The organism is Streptomyces cyanogenus (genome assembly GCF_017526105.1).
In the GTDB taxonomy this organism is placed as follows: domain Bacteria; phylum Actinomycetota; class Actinomycetes; order Streptomycetales; family Streptomycetaceae; genus Streptomyces; species Streptomyces cyanogenus.
In genome coordinates, this window is record NZ_CP071839.1 from 1210900 (window position 1) to 1231099 (window position 20200).

Sequence of the window (20200 nt, forward strand, 5' to 3'; positions counted from 1 at the left end):
ATGAGTAACCCCATTGTCATCGCAGGCGGCGGTCCCGTCGGGCTGATGCTCGCCTACGAGCTCGGTCTGGCCGGGGTGGACACGGTCGTCCTGGAGCGCCGCGACCAGCCGAGCACCCGGTCGCGCGGGATGGCCGTCAACGCCACCGTGGTCGAGCTGCTGACCCAGCGCGGCCTGATGGAGACGCTCCAGGGCGACGGCTTCACCTTCCCGGCAGCGCACTTCGCTCACCTTTGGCTCGACCCGACGCGGCTGCCGGAGTCCCGGGCGTTCGCGTTCGCCGTCGCGCACTCGCAGCTGGAGCGGCGGCTGGAGGAGCAGGCCGTGAAGCTGGGCGTCTCCGTCCGGCGCGGCGCCGAGGTGGTCGGCATCGACCAGGACGAGAGCGGTGTGCTGGTGACGGTGCGCACCGGGTCCGGCGAGGAGACGGTCCGGGCCTCGTACGTCGTCGGCTGCGACGGCGCCGACAGCAGTGTCCGTACCCTCGCGGGCATCGACTTCGTGGGCACGGACAACGAGTTCCGGGGCATCGTGGGCGACGTGGAGGTCGCGACGGACGATCCGCTCTTCGCGAAGCTGGGGGTCAACCAGACCGACACCGGGTTCTTCACGGTCTCGCCGGTCGGACCGGACGTGCTGCGCGTCGCCACCGGGGAGTTCGGTGCGGGGACGGTGGCCGAGGACGTACCGGTGGACCGCGCGGAACTGGACGAGGCGATCCGGCGCATCACCGGTGACGTGTCAACGTCCGGCACCGCGCGCTGGCTCGCGCGGTGGAACCCGCCGACCCGCCAGGCCATCGCGTACCGCAGCGGCCGGGTGTTCTTGGCCGGCGACGCGGCGCATGTCCATTTCCCCCTCGGCGGGCAGGCGCTGAGCACCGGCATCGAGGACGCGGTGAACCTCGGCTGGAAGCTCGCCGCCCACCTCCAGGGCCGGGCCGCTCAGTCGCTGCTGGACACGTACCACGAGGAGCGGCACCCGGTCGGGGAGCGCGCCTGCCTCACCACGCGGGCGCAGCTGGCCCTCCTCCACCCCATGAAGCAGGTGTCGCCGCTGCGGACCGTGCTGACCGAGCTGTTCCACATCCCCGAGGTCAACGCCCACTTCGTACGGATGGTGGGCGGTCTCGACGTGCAGTACCCGTTCCGGTACGCGCAGCTTCCCGAGACCGTGGCCGCCCACGCGCTGCAGGGCAGCAGGCTCGGCGACGTGCCGCTCACCGCCGGCGAGCCGACCTCGCTCGGCCGACTGCTGCACGGCGGCCGGGGTGTCCTCGTCGACTTCACCACGTCGGGCGCCCACAGCGGCCAGGCCGGTCACTGGGCCGGCCGGGTCGACGTCGTGGCGGCCGAGGCGGCGGCCGAGATCGACGCCACCGCGCTGCTGCTGCGCCCGGACGGCCGGATCGCCTGGGCCACCTCCGACGACACCGCCACCGAGAGCAGCGCCGCGGGTCTCGACGCGGCACTGCGCACGTGGTTCGGCACGCCGGTCGGCTGACGCCGGCATCCGATGCGGTACCTGCGTACCGCGTCGGACCCTGATCGCAGGGCCGACGGGCTCCGGGAACCCCCGCCCGGAGCCCGTCGGCCCTGCTTCACGTTCACGTGCCGAGAACGGCTCGAATCCCGAATCCCGACTCATGTAAACCTGGGTTGACACCCACCCGGTTGTCAATGTAGATTGACATACGTGACTCGAGCTACCGATCTCGCCGCACAGGCGGGCGACAGGGATCCGAGAGTCGGCCTCCGCGCGGTCGTCGCGCTGCGGCGTCTCCTGGAGCAACTGGAAGCCGTCCAGGTGCGCAATGCACGCAATCAGAACTGGTCCTGGCAGGAAATCGCCGATGAGCTCGGAGTGAGCAGGCAGGCCGTGCACAAGAAATACGGGAGGCACTGATGTTCGAAAAGCTCACCAAAGAGGCGCGCGCCGTCCTCCGGGCCGCGGTGCAGCGCTCCGAACGGGCGGGTGCCACCGGACTGCGCCCCGAGGACCTGCTGCTGTCCCTCTTCGACCTGCCCCAGACCGCCGCCGGCGGCGCGCTCGCCGCACTCGGCGTCGTCGAACAGCGCGACTCCGTCGAGCGCGCGCTGGCCGAGGCCGCCCGGCGCGCCGGGTTGTCGCAGGCCGACGCCGACGCCCTGGCCGATATCGGCATCGACCTGTCGGCCGTGCTGGAGCGGACGGAGGCTGCGCACGGCGATGACGCGATCGCCGTCCGCGACAGCACCAAGCCCGGCTGGCGCCCCGAGTACCGGCCCTTCTCCGAGGGCTCCAGGACAGTGCTGCAGCGGGCGCTGCACGAGGCCGCGGAGAACGGTGCCAAGAAAATCGGCGACCAGCACCTGCTGCTCGCCCTGGCCACCCCGCCCGGCGTCGTGGCCGACGTCCTGGCCGCGCACGGCGCCACCTACACCGAGATCCGGCGCGTCCTGTCGCGCCGCCCCGAGGCCGCCTGACGCACGGGCGAAAGCGAAGAACGAGAAGAGGGGATCCCCGAGGATCCCCTCTTCTCGTTCTCTTCCTTGTCTCGCGAAGGTCGGAACTGGGGCGCCACGCTCAGAACTGGGGCGCCGCGGTGGGTGCGCGCAGGGTGCCGAGGAACGGGTACCAGACATGCTCCGGATCGCTCTCGACGGCGTTCACGACCTCCCGCATCGCCTGCAGCGCCTTCGGCTCGTCACCGTCGTACACATCGCCCTGCAGCATGCGCAGCACGTCGATCCGGTACCGGGGGTCTTTCGCGAACGCGGTGAACAGGACGTTGAGCCGGTAGAAGATGGTGATGAACTCGTACCAGTAGCCCACGGCCTTGCGCAGCTTCTCCTCGTACGGGGCGAAGCTCTTCTTCGAGAAGTCACCACCGGCCTTGTGCGCCGCGATGATGTCCTTGCAGGCGATCCGCGCACTGTTGAGCGCGACGCTCACTCCGCTGGAGAAGATCGGGTCGACGAAGCGGGCCGCGTCCCCGATGAGAACGTAACGGTCGCCACAGATCTGCCGCATCGCGTAGCTGTAGTCACCCTCCGCCTTGAACGGACGGACCCGCTTGGCCTTTCTCAGCATCTCCGCCAGTTCGGGCCGGGTGTCCACGAAGTCCCAGAAGAATTTCTCGCGGTCGGCATTGGCCTGGGCGAACCGCTTCTTCTGGGTCACGATTCCTATGCTCGTAATGGTGTCCGTGATGGGAATCTGCCACACCCAGGTGTCCTTGACCGGCAGCCAGTGCACGAAGATGAAGTCGGTCTCCTGAGGGTTGCTCGCCAGCGCCGCCCGGTCCACGTCCTCGAACCAGGTGTGCAGCGCGTACTGGTCGAAGACCGGGTCGCTCACCTTCAGTTTGAGTTGCCGGCCGAGCGTGGTGCCCCGACCCGACGCGTCGACGACCATCTTCGCGCTGAAGCCGACCTCCTTGGACCCCAGGCGGCAGGTCAGGCCGACCTGCTCCGGGTCGCTGAAGTCCACCTTGAGCACGCGGACACCGGAGAAGACCTTGGCGCCCTTCTCCTCGGCGTTCTTCAGCAGGAGCAGATCGAACTTCCCCCGGTCGACATGGAAGGTGTAGTCGCGGTCGACCCCCTCCTGGTCGCGCTCGACGAACTGGACGTCGGCGGTGAGCCGGTGGCCCATTCCCACGAAACCGTTGCTCGGCACGCGCAGGGCGTACGACGCGGTCCACGAAGCGCCATACTTCTTGGGGAAGTTCGCCGCATCGACCGCTGCCATGGCGCCGGTCTCGTGCAACACCGGCGTCGTGGCCGGCACCAGGGACTCACCCACGTGGGCCCGGGGGAACATCTCGCTCTCGAACACCGCCACCGAGAGTCCCGCCATGGCGAGATACGCCGCGGCCGTCGACCCCGCGGGGCCGCCACCGATCACTACAACATCGAAGTCGGTCGTCATGGGCGGGCCTCGCGAACTGCCTCTGACACCATCCAGGGCTCCTCACCTTGTCGACAGCAGGCGCATGGGTCCTTGCCCGCAGGGCGCCGAGTCTTGTCAGGACCGCTGAAGCCGGACTAACCCGCGGCTTGGTCCGAGGAGTGGCATCCCGACAGCCCAGCCGAGGCAGAGGCGACGGCCGCCCGGCGCACGCGTGCGCAGGCCGCGACGACCGGCAGACAGTGGTGGACACCTGAGGCCCACCGGTAGCCGAGGTTGCCGCGCTCACGGGTCACGCTCTTGACGTACAGGTCGGTGCCCGCGAAGCGGAGCAGGATCAGCAATGAGACGCCACGCCTCGCCGGGTCCTCCGCCGCCGGCCAGGAGGGCGACCGGCAGCGTGCCGCAAGCCGGGACGATCGCGGCGGCCCCCTTTCCGCAGGGTTCCTGACGCCGACGTTACGCGGGAGGCGCGCCCGACCAGCTGATCCGCCCGTAACACGCACCTCGTCGCCCTCGTCCGCGCCGGAGCCCGCTTCGAACGCGGACACCTCGTCGAACGCCCGGCAGCCCGCATCGCATGAGGCGCGTATCGGCGGGACGGGAAACGCGATGGACACGGCGATCTCGACGCCCGTACCCTCGGCCGGTCCCGACCTTCCCACGTTCGAAGAGGTGCATTTGATGACGTTTCAGGCAGTCGCGGCCCACTCCCGTCGGCCGCTTCACCCAACCGTTGTGACCTCCCCGGACCGAAGGAATCCCCGTAGTGGACCTGCCACGTAGCTTCACCATCCGCGAGAGCAGCCATCGCCTCTGCAACCCGTTCACCGGCGAGAAACTGGCCATCCTGGGCCAGGCCATCAGCCCGTCGCCGGGCACCCACGTGCTCGACCTCGCCTGCGGCAAGGGCGAGATGCTGTGCACCTGGGCCCGCGACCACGGCGTGACCGGCACCGGGGTGGACATCAGCACAGTCTTCCTGGACACCGCACGCGAACGGGCCGTGGAGCTGGGCGTCGCCGACCGGGTCGGCTTCGTACACGCGGACGCCTCGGGCCACGTTGCCGACGATCCGGTGGGCATCGCCGCCTGCGTCGGCGCCACCTGGGTCGGCGCAGGCGTGACGGGCACCGTCCAACTCCTGCGGCGCAGTCTCCTTCCCGGCGGCATGATGCTGATCGGCGAACCGTACTGGCGCCGCGAGCCCCAGGACCAGGCCACCGTCGAGGGCTGCCACATGACCCGCCAGGACGATCTGCTCCCGCTGCCGGAACTGCTCGAACAGTTCCGCACCCTGGGCTGTGACGTCGTCGAAATGGTCCTCGCCGACCAGGACAGCTGGGACCGGTACGCCGCAGCGCAGTGGCTCAACATCCGCCGCTGGCTGGATACCAACCCCGACGACGAGCTCGCCGACGAGATGCGCGCGGAACTCGCTGCGGCACCCGTCCAGCACGCCAGGTACCAGCGCGAATACCTCGGGTGGGGCGTGTTCGTCCTGATGGACCGCTGACACACCACTCCATCATCCACGGATCTTGATCTGGACTGGGCGGGCTGGCAATGAGTCGACTCATCGTCCACTCGTGACCGGCGTCGACGGACAGCCGTGTGGCCCGCCTTACCTGCTGTCCTTCGTCGACCATGGCACGTACGGCCTGGGACGCAGCTGGGCCACGCCTTTTCCGCCTCGCGTCGGTGCATCCTCGCCGAGCCCAGGCAGGCGAGCTGACCGGTTCTGGTCGAAGTGGCTGTCTCTGCCGCCTTGCCGCACCAGTCGACCCATCCGGGCGGCTTCGGCTCTGGGCATGAGAGTCCACCTGCCGTCGCTACGGCGCAAGGCGGCGGAGTGCCAGGGGGTCGTCCAGACGTCGGGGGCGTCGAGGAGGCGGATGCCGAATTTCGGGGCGCCGACGGGCTGAGGATGGATGGAGAGGCGTACCGCGCGGGGGTGGTGTTCGGCGATCAGGGTGCCCCAGGCGCGGCTGCGCTGGATGACGCCGTAAGCCCGTTGTCGACATGCGCGTTGGAGGGCGGAGCGGGTGCCGGTCCAGTCGGCGGTGTCCTCGACGAGGAAGCGGGTGATGCCCCGGTAGAGGGCCAGGGCCTGTTCGTCGGCGCGTTTCTCGGCCCGGAGTGCTTCCAGGGTGGGGGCGTGGCGCTCATGGATGTGGGTGCGTTTCGTGTCGTGCGGGAGGTCGCCGAGGACGTCGCGGAGATCGAAGACGGACAGTCTGTGGAGGCCCATCCGGCCTATCTGTATGCGTAGGTCGTCGGCGTAGGCGTCGATGTGGTCGTCGGGGACGCCGATGAGGTCGCCGAAGACATGGCCGTCCGAGCAGATGATCAGACGGGCGCCGGGCGGGTAGATCCGCTCGATCTGGGTGCACAGGGTGTTCAGGAAGGTCAGGGAGAGGCGTTCACCCTGGTCGGGGAGGTGGCCGAGGACCTTGGCCGGGTTGGGGGACTTACAAGGGAAGCCGGGCAGCGTGAAGACGATGTGGGCGCCATCGCGTACGAAGGCGGCGATGCTGCGCAGCTGATGCGGGAACGCTTCCGCGGGAGCGGGGGCGGGGTCGGTCGTGCGGTGGTGGGGCAGGAGCAGGTTCAGGATCTCGGTGGCGATGCTCGTTGGGAGGGTGTCCGGCGTGGTCGTCAGGGGCATGTCGTTCCTCCTGGGGTACGAGGGGGTACGAGGACACGTCGACATGGCGCCGTGGCGGGAGGGGAAGCCGGGCGCCTGGGGTCAGTGGGCGTGGGTCAGCCGGGGCCGGGTCGGCTGGTGGGGCCGGACCCGGTCAGCGGTACGTCGGTGTCAGAGGCGGCGTTCGTAGCCGACGGGGAGGTGGTTGGTGCCACGGCCGAGGACGGCCGGGATCCACTCGATGTCCTCGTCTCTGATGACCAGATGAAGGCCGGGCAGGCGGGCGAGGAGTACGCCGAGGGCGAGCCGGAGTTCGGCGCGGGCGAGGGCGGCTCCGGGGCAGAAGTGGATGCCGTGGCCGAAGGCGAGGTGTGAATTGGGCGAGCGGTCGAAGTCCAGGATGTCCGGGTCGGGGAAGCGGCGCGGGTCCCGGTTGGCCGCGCACAGGGAGACGATCACCGAGTCGCCGCCGGGTACGCGCGTGCCGTGCAGGTCGCTGTCCTCGTCGAAGAAGCGCCAGGTGGTGAGCTCGAAGGCACTGTCGTAGCGGAGGAGTTCCTCGACGGCGCGGGGCAGCAGGTCCGGGTTGCCGCGTAGACGGGCGAGCTGGTCCGGATTGCGGAACAGGGCGATCAGGGCCGTGGTGATCTGGTTGGTGACCGGCTCCTGGCCCGCGACGAGGAGCTGGAAGATCATCGAGTCCAGCTCCTCCTGTGACAGTTCCCGGCGGTCGCGGGCCACGACGAGGCGGCTGAGCAGGTCGTCGTCCCAGTGTTCACGCTTGTGGGCCACGACATCGGCGATGTAGCTCTGCAGGCCGTGCAGGCGGGCCTCGTAGAGGGGGCGGCCCGGGTCGGTGGGGCCGACCGGCTGGACGACTTTGCCCCAGTCGCGGTCGAAACGGGCCGCGAGTTCCTTCGGGAGGCCGATGACTTCGGCGAGGACCTGGAAGGGGAAGTGGGCGGCGAAGCCGGTGACGAGGTCCGCGGGGCCGTGCTCCGGCAGTGCGTCGACGAGGGCGTCGGCCAGTTCCTGGAAGCGGGGGCGGAGCTGCTCGATGCGGCGCGGGGTGAAGGCGTCCGTCACGAAGCGGCGCATCCGGGTGTGCTTGGGCGGGTCCTGATGAAGGAGGTGCACCTGGAGCTGGGAGTGCTGCGGCTCGGGCATGATCGAGGCTCGGGCGCGCCAGCGGTCGTTGCCTCGGTCGTGGTCCTTGCCGAGGCGGTCGTCGTTCAGCGCGGCGTGGGCGGCGTCGTAGCCGGTGACGAGCCACGCTTGGACGCCGCTGGGGAAGAGGACCCGGTGGACGGGGCCGGCCTCGCGCATCTGCTCATACAGGGGGTAGGGGTTGCTCTTGTAGGGGCAGCCCGTCAGCGGCACCGGGTCGGGCAACGTGTCCGGATCTGCTACTGGATGCTGTTCCTGGAGGGTCATGGGAGGCTCCTCAGAAGGCGAGTTCGGGCCGGTAGTGGTCCAGCCAGAGGGCGAGGTCGACGACGCGTTCGAGGCGCAGGCGGTGACCCCACTCCAGTCGGTCGGGCGGGGTGTCGAGGCAGGGCTTGATGCGGGTCTCGTCAGTCAGGGCGCGGACCTGTTCGGTGGCGAGCGCGTCGCGGGCCAGGCCCTGCAGGCCGCGGTTGTAGTCGGGGTGGTGGGTGGCCGGGTAGTGGTTCTTGGGGCGGTGCAGCACCGAGTCCGGAGCGAGGCCGGCGCCCATCGCTCGCAGCAGGCTCTTCTCCCGTCCGTCGAAGCTCTTCAGCGCCCACGGGGTGGAGAACGCGTACTCGACGAGCCGGTGGTCGCAGTACGGCACGCGGACCTCCAGTCCCTGCGCCATGCTGAGGCGGTCCTTGCGGTGCAGGAGCTGGCGCAGCCAGCGGGTCAGGGACAGGTGCTGCATCTCGCGTTGCCGGTGTTCGGCGGCACTCTCGCCGTCCGTATGAGGTACGGCGGCCAGCGCGGTGCGGTACGTGTCGTCGCGGAACTCACCGACACGCAGGTCCAGTTCCGGGTTCAGGGGCATGGCCGCCTCGTCGCCCGTCACCAGCAGCCACGGGAAGGTTTCCGCTGCCAGGGCCTTCGGGTTGTGGAACCAGGGGTAGCCACCGAAGACCTCGTCGGCCGCCTCGCCGGAGAGGGCGACGGTGGAGTGCCGGCGGATCTCACCGAACAGCAGATACAGCGAGGTGTCCATGTCGCCGACACCGATGGGTGAGTCGCGGGCCACGACGACGGCCTTGCGGTGCTCGGGGTCGAGCAGGGCGCGCGGGTCGAGGACGACCGTGCTGTGGTCGGTACCGATGAAGGCGCCGGCCTCGATGGCGTAGGGCGTGTCGTGGCCGGTGCGCAGGACGTCGCCGGTGAACTGTTCCGCCTGGTCGCTGTAGTCGACGGCGTAGGAGCGGATCCGGGCCTCCGGGCCTTCGCGCAGGCGGAGTTCGCCGGCGAGCAAAGCGGTCAGGACCGTGGAGTCGATGCCACCGGACAGCAGGCTGCACAGCGGGACGTCCGCTTCGAGCTGGCTGCGCGCTGCGGTACCGACCAGGGTGCGGATCCGCTCGATGGCCGTGTCCTGGTCGTCGGTGTGGTCGGTGGCCTCCAGCCGCCAGTAGCGGCGTTCACGGATACCGCCCCGGTCCAGCACGAGCACGCCGCCCGGCTCGACCTCCCTGACTCCGGACCACACGGTCGGGCCGGTGTTGAACAGCAGGCTGTACGCCTCTCGCAGCCCGTCCGCGTCCACCCGGGGCCGTATCTCCGGATGGGCGAACAGGGCCTTGGGCTCGGAGGCGAAGGCGAGGCCGCCGTCGACAGTGGCCCAGAACAGGGGCTTCACCCCGAGCCGGTCGCGGACCAGGAGCAGTCGCTGGGCGCCCTCGTCCCAGACGGCGAAGGCGAACATGCCCTCCAGGTGCTCGGCCACCGCCTCGCCCCACTCGGCGTACGCGCGCAGCACCACCTCGGTGTCGCTGCGCGTGCGGAACGCATGGCCCCGGGCGCGCAGTTCGGTGCGCAGTTCGTGGTGGTTGTAGACCTCGCCGCTGTAGCTGAGGACGATGGACGGGTCTTCGGGCCGGTCGGTCATCGGCTGTACGCCGCCTTCGAGGTCGATGACGGCCAGGCGTCGGTGGCCGATCGCGGCCCGCTCACCGAGCCAGACGCCTGCGGCGTCGGGGCCCCGCGGGGTGAGGGTGGCGGTCATGACCTCGATGACCGGGGCCTGGGGACGGGCGTCGCTGTGGAAGGACGCCCAGCCGGTGATTCCGCACATGGGGAGGACTCCTCGGTCAGGGATGGCGAGCGGTGGCAGCCGCGTCGGTGGTCTTCTCGGGGACGGGCGCGGGCCTACGTCCGTCCAGGGCGAGCAGGGGTACGGCGATACAGGCGGCGGCCGCCGCCAGGGTCAGCCCGGCCATCGCGCCGTCATCGCCTCCGGCCGGACCCCAGGCGGCCGTGGCCAGGGCCGGCCCGAGGGTGAAGCCGAGGCTGCGGGCCAGCTGTACGGAGGAGCCCACGGTCGCCGTGCGGTCCGCCGGGGCGGCGCCCATGACGAGGGCCTGGGTCGGGCCGCCGTTCAGGCCCATGCCGAGGCCGGCCAGCGCCAGCCGCCAGGCCACGTCCACCGGTGACCAGTCACCCCCCAGCGGAACGAGGAGGAGCAGACCGGCGGCGGTGAGGGCAGCGCCGATGACCGCCACCGGCCGGGCCCCGGTGGGGGTCCCCCCGCGCGAGCGGAGCCGAGCGTGGGGGATGTCGGCGAGGCGACCACCGACCGGCCCGGCCAACCCCATGCCGAGCGGGAAGGCGAGCACGGTCAGACCGGTCGTGGTGGCGCTGACGCCGTCGTCGCGCTGGAGGTGCAGGGCGACGACGTAGTGCATCGCCGCGAACCCGGCTGCCAACGCCAGCACCGCTGCATGCGCCCGGAACAGGCTCGCCGCCTGCAGTGCGCCGACGACCGGGCGGCCGCCCGGGCCCCGCAGCCACCACCACAACGGCGGTACGGCGGCGAGCGCGAGCACCAGCCACCCTGGGCTTCCCGACGCCAGGGTCAGCGCCAGCAGCAGGGCGGTCACCCCGGAACCCACCAGCAGCACATCCGCCGCCGACCGCCGGTCGGGCAGGCGCAGGCCGCCGTCCCTCGGCATCGCCCTCCACGCCACGACCAGAGCCAGCAGGCAGAAAGGGATCTTGACCAGGAAGACGGCGCGCCAGCCCAGGTGGTCCAGCAGCAATCCGCCCATCGCCGGACCGGTCACCGCGCCCAGCGGGCCCAGCGTCGCGGGCACGCTCATGGCCCGCCCGCGCAGTTCCGGCCGTACCGAACGCAGGGCGAGAACCGGCATCAGTACGAAGAGCACTGCCCCGAACGCGCCCTGCGCGAGGCGGGCGCCGATCAGCCAGGACGCCCAGGGCGCGGCGGCCGCCAGCGCGCTGCACAGACCGAAGCCCGCGGTCGCGACCAGCAGGGCGGAACGCATCCCCACCCCGTCCAGCCACCGGCCGACAGGCAACAGCAGAGCGACCACGGGCAGTTGATAACCAAGAACCGCCCACTGGGCGGCCGCGGCGGAGACGTGCAGACCGTCGGCGATGTCCGCCAGGGCCACGTTGACGATGTTCATGTCCAGCATCGCCACGAACGACAGCAGGCCGGCCACCGCAACGAGCAGCCAGCGGTCCTCACCGCCGGCGGGTATGTGGTCGGGCTGTTGGGAACCGGGACTGTGGCCTGTCACCGTTGCCGCCCCTCACGGTCGTGGGTGGGCTGCCGGACGGCAGCCTCGTCCCACAAGTCGGGTGAGATCGCACACGAGTTCCCGGGCGCGTCCAAAAATCCTGGCGGGCAGGCTGAATCCGCCCGCGTCGATCAGTCGCGGCGGCCGCCGCGTGCCGGCTTGCCCGACACGGCCGACTCCAGCAGTAGGTACAGCAGCGCGCAGAGGATCAGCCCGGCGGCACAGCCGACAGCCGCGCCGAACGCTCCGTCGACGACGGATCAGCCAGCCATACCGGGCTACGACAACGGCCACGGTGGCCGTGAACAACGCCAAGTTCCCCCGTTGATCCCCGCCCAGCCGCGCCGGATCGTCCTGGGCTCAGGGTCCCGAGGCCATTCCGCGTGGGAGCCGCCGTGCACGTCGCGCCGGAGCCGCGCCATCCGGCCGCCCTCCCCCGCAGTGCTCAACACGCCCGCTGTCCGGTGCGTGCCGCGGAAGGTTCCTTCTCTGCCGCCGGACATCGAATCGGCGTGCGTACGGGGGAACTCCGGGCTCCGCACAGCCGACTGCTGAGGCGACGGCGTCTGCCTGAACGTCCGCCGTCGGCCCTGGAGTTGCGCCATGGACCAGAAGCAGTACAACGTCACGGCAATGAACTGCGACCTCGCCGCCGACGCCGTCACCGTGCACGGCACGGACCTTGAGGACGAGCGGCTGCGCGCGGTGATGGTCGAGGCCGGGTACGCCATCGCCGCCTGATCACGGCAGACGGCCGAGCGGGCAGGACGCGATGTCGTCCTGCCCGAGCCCGTTCATCAGCCTGTTCATCCCCGGGTGGGCGTCTCCAGCGGCACGGCTGGCGGTGCCTCGTCCGCCGGTGTCCGGTGGTCGAAGGCGATGAGTGGGTCACCGGTCAGGGGATGGTCGACGACCGCCGCTCGCACTCCGAACACCTCCGCCATCAGCGCGGGCGTGAGGACTTCCCGCGGCGGGCCGGAGGCGACGACCGCTCCGTCGTGCAGGACGTGGAGGCGGTCACAGACGGAGGCCGCGGCATTCAGGTCATGCAGCGACACCAGGGTCGTACGGCGCTGTGCGCGCAGGAGGGCGAGCAGGTCGACCTGGTGGCGGATGTCGAGGTGGTTGGTCGGTTCGTCCAGCACCAGGATGTCCGGGTTCTGTGCGAACGCCCTTGCCAGCAGGACGCGTTGGCGCTCACCGCCGGACAGGGCCGTGAAGCGGCGTCCGGCTCGTTCCGCCATGCCGACGGCGGTGAGCGCCTGCGCGACGATGTCCCGGTCGGCGTCGTCCTCGCCGGCGAAGGCCCGCTTGTAGGGCGTACGGCCCATCGCGACGACCTCGCGCACGGTCAGCTCGAAGTCGCTCCCGCGCTCCTGCGGCAGGGCCGCCACGTGCCGCGCCGACTGGAGCGGGGTCATCTCCCGCAGGTCGGTACCGGCCAGAAGTACTCGCCCGGCGGTGGGCTTCAGGTGCCGGTAGACGGTGCGCAGGAGCGTGGACTTGCCGCTGCCGTTCGGGCCGACCAGGCCGGTGATCTCGCCCTCGGCGGCGACGAGATGGGCGCCCGCGACCACCGTCCGGCCGGCGTAGGCGACGTGCAGGTCCTCGATCTCGATCCTCAACTGCCGCTCCCCAGCCGCCGGTCCAGCAGATACAACAGGGCCGGAGCCCCCAGCAGAGAGGTGACCACGCCGACCGGCAGCTCCTGCGTGTCCATCGCCGTACGGCACACGATGTCGACCACCACCACCAGCAGAGCGCCGAACAACGCGGAGACCGGCAGCAGGCGTCGGTGGTCGCCTCCCACGACCAAGCGGCAAACATGCGGCACCATCAATGCGACGAAGGCGATCGCGCCGGAGGCCGCCACCAGGACACCGGTCAGCACACTGGTGACGGTGAACAGCTCGCGGCGCAGCCGGGTGACGTCGATGCCCAGTCCGGCCGCCGTCTCGTCGCCCATCAGCAGGGCGTTCAGGCCCCGGGCGCGCGCCTGGAGCCACAGCAGTGCGGCGGGTACGGCGACGGCGGGCAACGCGAGCAGTTCCCACGTCGCTCCGCTGAGGCTGCCCATGAGCCAGAACAGGACGCTGTGGGTCTGCTGCTCGTCCCCGGCCTGCAGCACGAGGTAGCTGGTGAACCCCGAGAGGAACTGGCCGATCGCGACCCCGGCAAGCACGAGCCGCAGCGGCGCGAACCCGCCACCGCGCCGGGCCACCGCCCACACCAGCGCGAACGTCGCCAGCGCGCCGGCAAAGGCCGCTCCGGACAGGCCCAGTCCCAGTGCCCCGCCCGCGCCGAGGCCGAGGACGATCGCGGCGACCGCGCCGAGGGAGGCACCGTTGGAGATGCCCAGCAGGTAGGGGTCGGCCAGCGGGTTGCGCACCAGCGCCTGGACGGCCGTGCCGACGACACCGAGTCCCGCGCCGACGAGCGCGGCGAGCAGGGCGCGCGGCACCCGCAGTTGCCAGACGATGAGGTCGTCCGTGCCGGGGCGCGGAGCCTCGCCGGACAGCCGCCGCCACACCACGCTCCACACCTCGCCGGGCGGGATCGACGTCGAGCCCCAGGCCACGGCGGCCGTCAGCGCGGCCAGCAGCGCCACGGCCAGAACGGCCGCGAGCGGACCGGCGGGCAGGCTGCCGCGCTCCTGCGCAGCCGCGGCCTTCCGGCGCACCAGTGTGAAGGCCACGATCAGGCGACCTTGCCCGGGTAGAGGGTCTTGGCGATGGCCTCGACTGTGTCGGCGTTCTCGACTCCCGCGATGGTGGTCTGCTCGGAGCCGATGCGCAGGAAGTGGCCCTCCTTGACCGCCTTCAGGCCCTTGGTGGCCGGGTTGGACCTCAGCCACTGCTCGGCCTCGTCGAACGCCTTCTTGTTCGCCGCCTCACCACCCCGGTTGCGCACCCCGAGCTGGATCCAGTCCGGGTTCCTGGCGATGACGTCCTCCCAGCCGACCTGCTTGTAGTCGCCGTCGCAGTCGGCGAAGGCGTTGCGGGCGCCGGCCAGGGTGATCACGGCGTTGGCGATCTGGCGGTTGCAGGTGACGGAGGGCTGCTTGGTACCGGCGTCGTAGTCGAAGAAGAAGTACGTCGGCCGCGCGCTCTGCGACGTGCCGCCGACCGCCTTCTGGACGGCGCCCACCTGCTCCTTCATTCCGGCGACCAGCTGTTTCGCCCGCGCGCTCGTGCCGGTGACCGCGCCGAGGGAGGTGATGTCGGCCTCCACCGCCGACAGGTCGGTCACCGGGCTCTTGCTCTGGGCGGCACAGGCGGTGGACTTGAGGTAGATGTGTTTGATCCCGGCTGCTTCGAACTCCTCCGGCGTCGGCGTGTCGCCCATTCCGCCGCCCATGCTCCCCATGGAGGCGAACGTGTCGATGTAGAGGTCGGCGCCGGAGCCGAGCAGCTTCTCCTTGGGGATCACGGTCTGGCTGAGCACCTTGACCTTCTGCGCCTGCGCGTCGAGGGTGCCGGGGAGTGTGCCCCTGCCGGGCGGGAAACCGGTGCCGATCACCTGGTCGCCGGCACCGAGGCGCAGCAACAGCTCCAGGCTGGAGGCGTTGCTGGTGACGATTCTCTTCGGGGCGCTGGAGAAGGTGGTCCTGGCGCCCGTGCAGTCGGTGACGGACACCGGGTAGCCACCGGAAGCCGCCTTCCCGGCCTGCCCCTCGTTCCCGTCCGCCGTGTCCTTCATCCCGCCGCCGCAGCCCGCCACCAGCAAGCCGCCCAGTACGACGGCCGCGGTACCGCCCCACATACGAGAACGCATCGAACAACTCCCGGATCCACTCGGTACACGGGCGAGCCATCGCCACCCGCTCCAGTAGTCGGAGCGAAGGTGCCTTGAGTTCCCGGCCAGTTGGCGATCCGGCTCAGATGAACCGCTCCCGCTACTCCGGCGGCGAGGGTGCCGGTGCCGTTCTTCCAACCGGCACCGGCGCCCTCCCGGAGCGTCAGGCCGCCAGCGCGGCGGGCTGGTCCTCCCCCACTGCCTTGACGGCGTGGGAGGTGCCCCCATCGTCCAACAGGTCCATCAGCGTTGCGCGGGCGCGGGCCACGCGGGAGCGGACCGTGCCGATCGGGCAGTTGCTCACCTCGGCGGCCTCCGCATAAGGCAGGCCGAGCAGCTGCGTGAGGGTGAACGCTTCCCGACGGTCCTCGGGCAGCGACGCCAGCAGATCCAGCAGTGCTATGCCGTCGTCGAAGCCGGGCAGGTCGCACGGCTGGGTCAGTTCGATCGCCAACTGCCAGTCCGGTACGTCGGTCAGGCGCGGGCGGGCGGCGGCGTACCGGTAGCTGTCGATCACCGCTCGGCGGGCGATGGACAGCAGCCACGCCCGCGCCGAGGAACGCCCCTCGAACCGGTGCAGGCTGCTGAGGGCCCGCACGAAGGTGTCCTGCGCGAGATCGTCCGCCGCCTGCGGATCGCCGCAGAGGTGGGCGACATAGCGCCGGACGTCCCGGTGCAGGGCGCCCACGAACTGCTCGACCGCGTGCGCGTCACCGCCTCGGGCGGCCAACGCCCATGCGGTGATCGAGTCGTCGGGCGCTGCCGGTTCGTAGCTCTTGGCGCGCGACGTGGGCAGGGCAGAGGTAATCACCTGGTGTCCTTCTCGGGTCAACCGTGATCCGGACCAGGGCACGGCGGCGCGCGGTCCGGTGAAAGTGGGAGAGACGGCCCTACGGCGTCGCTGTGGCGCTACAGCGCCTGTGCGGTCGTACGGCCATGGCCCGAGGCGCGCGCTGGCAGCCTCGGGAAACCAGCTGTCTTCAGACGACAGCCGTTCCCACGGGCGGACCCCGAGACGTGATCGCGTGGACGAGGAGGAGGAGACGCGGCGCCCGGGCCGAGCGGCGGCGTCGCAGGTGGACACGGGGGCGATCGGGGGTACCGGGCAGGGCAAGCAGCAACCGCAGCGGCGCCGCCAGCCATCCGACCGCCGCCCGCAGGATCCGGAAGGCAGCCTTCTCGCCGCACGCCAGCCACAGGCCGCACAGCACCGCGGCGAGCAAGTGGGCGGCGAGCATGCCGAACGACGACGAACCGCCGTCCATGGAGTGCCCCATGTGATCCATGGGGCTCATACCCGTGTGGTCCACAGGCATGGCGCCCATGTCCATGGAGCCCATGCCGCTCATGCCCATGGAGGCGGAGCCGTCGGACGTGCCGGACGTCGACTGGGCGCAGGAGAACGCCTCGTGGAGCACCGTCTGGGCGGCGACCACGACCGTCACGATCAACGGCAGCCCGCGCTCACGCCCCGCCAGACACCAGCCCACGGCACCGGTCACAGCTCCGCCGGCGGCCAGCGCCCACGCCGGCACGTCGCTGCCGGACATCAGGACGTGGCCCAGGGCAGCCAGCAGCACGCACATGGCCGCGAACACCGCGGCCCGTATCGCGCGAGCACACCACCCTGCTGTCATGGTGCCTCATCCTCGCATCCGGGCTTCGGTCGTCACGCGGGGGTACGGACATCCACGGGGGACCGTACTCAATCCGCAGGCTGTGATCCAGACCACGACAGCTGGCGGGAACTCGACGACGATCTGCCCCGACATCCAGGAGAGGATTTCTCCGCCCGCAGGGCGGGCGATCACGGACCGCTGTCGCTCGGGCGCATCACGACCGCGATCGTCTCGACCGGCGCGCTGCGCTCGAAGTGCAGCGTGAACGGTACGAGGCAGGAAATGACCGGGCACGCCCTCGCCGCCGAACCCAGCGGCTGCCAACGGGCAACAGCTGTCGGGCCTTTGGCCATTCCCCTCGCACCCGCGATGCGTTGTCGAATCTCGCCGGACATCTTTCGCCAGCGCACTGTAGGGTCAATCAAGTTGTATCCACAGCGTGGAACAGGAAACTCCAAGGCGCTCCCGAAACGGAAATCGGCGACGCCTTCGAGGGGCAAGAAGGAGACCGGCGTCGGACGGGATTCGAGCTCGGACGCCTGGTGCACCTGCCTGCGGTCGGCGACCACCATCAACCACTCGATCCGGCCGCCCCGGCACAGAACGTCGGCATCCTCTGACGCCCCTCGGACCCAGATTCGCAGAAGGGACAACGGAAACGGTGGGACTGTCACAAATCGGGGAAAAAATGTCCGGCATGTCCGGGCTGCGGACCATCATGGAGGACATCGCGACCTCGACCGCCGCGGGCTCTTCCGACTGGCTGAACCTCAGCATCGGCAACCCCTCTCCCATCGACGAGGTGGTGGACGCCTGGAGAGAGCTGACCATAACGGCCGCCACGGAGGACTTCGCCTCGGTGAGCTGCCGGTACGGGCCGTCGCGAGGTATGCCGACGCTGGTCGACGCGATCGTCGACGACTTCAACACCCGTTACGGGTGGGACATCACCGCGGACAACGTGGTGGTGGGGCCGGGCAGCCAGATGCTCTGCTTCATCGCGGCGGCCCTGTTCACGGGCTCGGCCGGCACGGAACCGCCCCAGCGCCTCATACTGCCCATGACTCCGGACTACGCCGGTTACCAGGGGCTCTCGCTGGACCGCGAGGGCGTGGTCGGAATCGCCCCCAGAGTCCAGGTGACGGGTGACCGGTCGTTCCACTACGGCTTCGACTTCGACGCCCTGGAGCGGTGCCCCAAAGCAGGCATGTTCCTGCTGTCCAGCCCGAGCAACCCGACCGGCCGCAGCATCGACGACGGCGAACTCGCCCGTCTGCTCGGCGTTGCGCGAGAGCGCGATGCGCCCCTGGTCGTGGATCACGCTTACGGGGCGCCCTTCCCGCGTATCGCCGCCTCACGCCTGACACCGCAGTGGGACGAGCACCTGATCAACTGCTTCACCTTATCCAAGGCCGGCCTCCCGGCAGAACGGATCGGTTTTGCCATCGGACCGGCCCGGTATATCCGGCCCATGGTGTCGTTCATGGCCAACTCCGCTCTGCACGCACCCCAACTGATGCAGCTAGTGGCGGCCCGGTCACTGACCACCAGGCTCCTGGACAAGCTCGCCTCCGAGGTGATCGCCCCCTTCTATCAGGCGCGACGCCTGGCCGTGGAGCGCCTGCTGGCCGATCTGTTGCCCGATTCGGTCAACTGGCGGCTGCACGCGGGCAAGGGCGGCATGTTCTGCTGGCTATGGATCGACGAGGACTGGTTCGACGACATGGCCCTGTACGGGCTGATGAAGACGAAGAAGGTGTTCATCGTCCCCGGACGCCACTTCTTCGTGCATCCGCCGACCGGCACGACCCCGGGCGGCCACGACACACAGTGCTTCCGCATCAGCCTCAGCGCCGACGAAGACACCATCGGCGAGGGCATCGCACGGATAGCCGAGGGCCTGACGCATCTGCGCCGCGCGGACCACGCATGACTCCGAGGCCGTCCGCTCCCCGACGCAAGCTGCGCGGCGAGGAGAAGCGAGGAAACTGACTTTCAGGTCGGCTGTGGGCAAAGACGCTGACGGCCCGGCATACGTCTCATGACCTGCCAGAGGTGGTGACAGAGGGTGGCACCTGCATAAGCCGGTCCGCTCTGTGCACCACCTCTGGACTACGCAAGTGATGAGACGACCCGCCGGGATCGAGGCAGGGGAAGCCGTTCGGCCGACTCACCGTGACGGCTGCGGACTGGACACGCGGCAACGCGAAAGCCCGTTGGCTGCGCCCGGATCAGGTCAGCCGCAGTCCGTCGACGGAGCGGAGCAGGGACAGGAAGTCGCTCAGGTGTCCGGCCAGCTGGTCATGCCCGTAGAGCTCGGTGTTGCCGTAGAAGCAGATCTCCAGCCCTTGGCCGCGCAACCGGTCGTACACATTGATCGACAGATCTTCCACCGGGCCGGGGCTCAGGGAGTGCACGACAGCAGAGTGCCCGGCGTAGTCCCCCCGGTATGGAAAGGACATGATGTTGACGTCGGGGCCGAACTGCCGTCGTCCCTTGGGCAGTCCCGGGATCTCACGCGCCAGGTGTTCCTGCGGATAGCGCTGATGCTCGATCGCCTCTTCCAGGCGGTGCGAGGTCTGTTCCACGACAGCCGCGAAGTCCAGTCCCGAACTCAAGGCGTAACGCAGCGGCACCACATTGGTCAGCATCGCCGGCACCCGGCGCATCAGGGGTTCCGTGCGCCCGGTTACCGGCAGGCCGACGACCAGCTCGCGGACACCCGTGGCGCGATACAGCTGTACGGCGACCGCGGCGATGATGACCTCCGGCAGGGTCACCTCGAGCCGGCGGGCCGCAGCACGCAGCACCTCGACGTCGGAGGGCGGGAGGTGGCCACTCACTCGGAGGGCGGCGCGGCCGCGGGGCGGGCGCCAGTCGGTGAGGCTCGCCACCTCGGTCTGGTCGGCCAGCCGTGACAGCCAGAATCGGCGGTCGTCCGCGTACTCCTCGGAATCCTGGTACGCGGTGTCCGCCTCGATGACCTGCTCGAGGGTGCCCGGCGGCCGCGGCCGGCGGGGGCGTCCGGTCACCAGGGAGGTGTAGACGTCGGCGACATGGGAGGCGATCAAGGACAGCCCGAAGCCGTCCACGACGATGTGGTGGGCGGCGCGGTACCACAGCGTGCGTCCAGCGCCCAGGGTGAACAACGCCCAGGTGAAGAGCGGGCCCTTGGCGAGGTCGTACTCCTTCGCCAGGTCCCGCCGCATCCAGCGCTCCGCGGCGGCCAGGGCATCCGGCTCACCGCTGACGTCGATATGGTGCAGAGGCACGTCGACGAAGTCGTCCACGTATTGGCACAGTCCCTCGTCCCCGATGTCGAACCGCGCCCGCAGGGCAGGGGTGGTGGCGACGACTTCGCGCAGCGCCGCCTCGAAAAGGACCGGGTCCACCGGGCCCTCGATGTCGCAGTACTCCCCGATGTTGAAGGATCTGTCGTCCGGATCGAGTTGTTGCGCCATCCAGACGCCGGTCTGGGCCGAGGACAACGCCAGCGGTGCGGTCATCTG

General features: G+C 70.2%; 18 protein-coding genes. 6 read left to right on the forward strand and 12 right to left on the reverse strand.

What is annotated here, in order from left to right:
• The 3 genes from S1361_RS05195 (at position 1) to S1361_RS05205 (ending at position 2465) form a co-directional block, all read left to right on the forward strand.
• Entirely contained in the window at positions 1-1503 is a 1503-nt protein-coding gene (locus S1361_RS05195; protein WP_208030650.1) for an FAD-dependent monooxygenase, read from the forward strand.
• Between the two features lie 192 nt (positions 1504-1695).
• Positions 1696-1905, forward strand: coding sequence for an HTH domain-containing protein (locus S1361_RS05200; RefSeq protein ID WP_208030651.1), 210 nt, complete (start codon positions 1696-1698; stop codon positions 1903-1905).
• On the forward strand, positions 1905-2465 hold the full coding sequence (locus S1361_RS05205; protein WP_208030652.1) for a Clp protease N-terminal domain-containing protein: 561 nt from the start codon (positions 1905-1907) through the stop codon (positions 2463-2465). Before S1361_RS05200 ends, S1361_RS05205 begins: the two co-directional genes overlap by 1 nt.
• Before the next feature lie 100 nt (positions 2466-2565).
• Here S1361_RS05205 and S1361_RS05210 read toward each other — a convergent pair whose 3' ends face one another.
• Positions 2566-3912, reverse strand: coding sequence for an NAD(P)/FAD-dependent oxidoreductase (locus S1361_RS05210; RefSeq protein WP_208030653.1), 1347 nt, complete (start codon positions 3910-3912; stop codon positions 2566-2568).
• A 748-nt stretch (positions 3913-4660) separates the two neighbouring features.
• Between S1361_RS05210 and S1361_RS05215 the strand changes: the two genes are divergently transcribed.
• Positions 4661-5407, forward strand: coding sequence for an SAM-dependent methyltransferase (locus S1361_RS05215; protein WP_208030654.1), 747 nt, complete (start codon positions 4661-4663; stop codon positions 5405-5407).
• Between the two features lie 108 nt (positions 5408-5515).
• On the opposite strand, the gene S1361_RS05220 is transcribed toward S1361_RS05215, so the two are convergent.
• The 4 genes from S1361_RS05220 to S1361_RS05235 form a co-directional block, all read right to left on the reverse strand.
• Complete coding sequence (locus S1361_RS05220; protein WP_208030655.1) at positions 5516-6559, reverse strand: L-tyrosine/L-tryptophan isonitrile synthase family protein; 1044 nt, start codon at positions 6557-6559, stop codon at positions 5516-5518.
• Positions 6560-6709: 150 nt separating this feature from the next.
• The gene (locus tag S1361_RS05225) at positions 6710-7972 is read right to left on the reverse strand and encodes a cytochrome P450 family protein (RefSeq protein ID WP_208030656.1); all 1263 of its coding nucleotides are present in this window, start codon (positions 7970-7972) and stop codon (positions 6710-6712) included.
• A 10-nt stretch (positions 7973-7982) separates the two neighbouring features.
• Positions 7983-9809, reverse strand: coding sequence for an asparagine synthase (glutamine-hydrolyzing) (asnB, locus tag S1361_RS05230; protein ID WP_208030657.1), 1827 nt, complete (start codon positions 9807-9809; stop codon positions 7983-7985).
• Between the two features lie 16 nt (positions 9810-9825).
• The gene (locus S1361_RS05235; protein ID WP_208030658.1) at positions 9826-11277 is read right to left on the reverse strand and encodes an MFS transporter; all 1452 of its coding nucleotides are present in this window, start codon (positions 11275-11277) and stop codon (positions 9826-9828) included.
• Positions 11278-11880: 603 nt separating this feature from the next.
• On the opposite strand from S1361_RS05235, the gene S1361_RS05240 reads away from it, so the two are divergent.
• Positions 11881-12018 carry a hypothetical protein gene (locus S1361_RS05240; RefSeq protein ID WP_208030659.1) on the forward strand — a complete coding sequence of 46 codons (138 nt, stop codon included), beginning with the start codon at positions 11881-11883 and terminating at the stop codon, positions 12016-12018.
• A 65-nt stretch (positions 12019-12083) separates the two neighbouring features.
• Here the strand turns inward: S1361_RS05240 and S1361_RS05245 are convergent, their stop codons facing one another.
• The 6 genes from S1361_RS05245 to S1361_RS05270 all read right to left on the reverse strand — a co-directional run bounded on the left by S1361_RS05245 (position 12084) and on the right by S1361_RS05270 (position 17263).
• Complete coding sequence (locus S1361_RS05245; protein WP_208030660.1) at positions 12084-12902, reverse strand: ABC transporter ATP-binding protein; 819 nt, start codon at positions 12900-12902, stop codon at positions 12084-12086.
• Positions 12899-13972 carry a FecCD family ABC transporter permease gene (locus S1361_RS05250; RefSeq protein ID WP_208030661.1) on the reverse strand — a complete coding sequence of 358 codons (1074 nt, stop codon included), beginning with the start codon at positions 13970-13972 and terminating at the stop codon, positions 12899-12901. Before S1361_RS05250 ends, S1361_RS05245 begins: the two co-directional genes overlap by 4 nt.
• A gap of 2 nt (positions 13973-13974) precedes the next feature.
• Positions 13975-15051, reverse strand: coding sequence for an ABC transporter substrate-binding protein (locus S1361_RS05255; RefSeq protein WP_208030662.1), 1077 nt, complete (start codon positions 15049-15051; stop codon positions 13975-13977).
• A 184-nt stretch (positions 15052-15235) separates the two neighbouring features.
• Entirely contained in the window at positions 15236-15883 is a 648-nt protein-coding gene (locus tag S1361_RS05260) for a sigma-70 family RNA polymerase sigma factor (protein ID WP_208030663.1), read from the reverse strand.
• 169 nt (positions 15884-16052) lie between these two features.
• Positions 16053-16709 carry a hypothetical protein gene (locus S1361_RS05265; RefSeq protein ID WP_208030664.1) on the reverse strand — a complete coding sequence of 219 codons (657 nt, stop codon included), beginning with the start codon at positions 16707-16709 and terminating at the stop codon, positions 16053-16055.
• A gap of 170 nt (positions 16710-16879) precedes the next feature.
• Positions 16880-17263, reverse strand: a complete 384-nt coding sequence (locus S1361_RS05270) for a hypothetical protein (protein WP_208030665.1) — start codon at positions 17261-17263, stop codon at positions 16880-16882.
• Between the two features lie 146 nt (positions 17264-17409).
• Here S1361_RS05270 and S1361_RS05275 point away from each other — a divergent pair, with 146 nt between their 5' ends.
• Complete coding sequence (locus tag S1361_RS05275; RefSeq protein ID WP_208030666.1) at positions 17410-18624, forward strand: aminotransferase class I/II-fold pyridoxal phosphate-dependent enzyme; 1215 nt, start codon at positions 17410-17412, stop codon at positions 18622-18624.
• A 298-nt stretch (positions 18625-18922) separates the two neighbouring features.
• Here the strand turns inward: S1361_RS05275 and S1361_RS05280 are convergent, their stop codons facing one another.
• The gene (locus S1361_RS05280) at positions 18923-20197 is read right to left on the reverse strand and encodes a condensation domain-containing protein (protein WP_208030667.1); all 1275 of its coding nucleotides are present in this window, start codon (positions 20195-20197) and stop codon (positions 18923-18925) included.
• Between the last annotated feature and the right edge of the window lie 3 nt (positions 20198-20200).

Bases quoted from the DNA above. Each gene is read 5' to 3' on its own strand.
- S1361_RS05195 (WP_208030650.1), top strand. From the start codon at position 1: ATGAGTAACCCCATTGTCATCGCAGGCGGCGGTCCCGTCGGGCTGATG.
- S1361_RS05205 (WP_208030652.1), top strand. From the start codon at position 1,905: ATGTTCGAAAAGCTCACCAAAGAGGCGCGCGCCGTCCTCCGGGCCGCG.
- S1361_RS05210 (WP_208030653.1), bottom strand. From the start codon at position 3,912: ATGACGACCGACTTCGATGTTGTAGTGATCGGTGGCGGCCCCGCGGGG.
- S1361_RS05220 (WP_208030655.1), bottom strand. From the start codon at position 6,559: ATGCCCCTGACGACCACGCCGGACACCCTCCCAACGAGCATCGCCACC.
- S1361_RS05225 (WP_208030656.1), bottom strand. From the start codon at position 7,972: ATGACCCTCCAGGAACAGCATCCAGTAGCAGATCCGGACACGTTGCCC.
- asnB (WP_208030657.1), bottom strand. From the start codon at position 9,809: ATGTGCGGAATCACCGGCTGGGCGTCCTTCCACAGCGACGCCCGTCCC.
- S1361_RS05240 (WP_208030659.1), top strand. From the start codon at position 11,881: ATGGACCAGAAGCAGTACAACGTCACGGCAATGAACTGCGACCTCGCC.
- S1361_RS05255 (WP_208030662.1), bottom strand. From the start codon at position 15,051: ATGCGTTCTCGTATGTGGGGCGGTACCGCGGCCGTCGTACTGGGCGGC.
- S1361_RS05265 (WP_208030664.1), bottom strand. From the start codon at position 16,709: ATGACAGCAGGGTGGTGTGCTCGCGCGATACGGGCCGCGGTGTTCGCG.
- S1361_RS05270 (WP_208030665.1), bottom strand. From the start codon at position 17,263: ATGGTGGTCGCCGACCGCAGGCAGGTGCACCAGGCGTCCGAGCTCGAA.
- S1361_RS05275 (WP_208030666.1), top strand. From the start codon at position 17,410: ATGGAGGACATCGCGACCTCGACCGCCGCGGGCTCTTCCGACTGGCTG.
- S1361_RS05280 (WP_208030667.1), bottom strand. From the start codon at position 20,197: ATGACCGCACCGCTGGCGTTGTCCTCGGCCCAGACCGGCGTCTGGATG.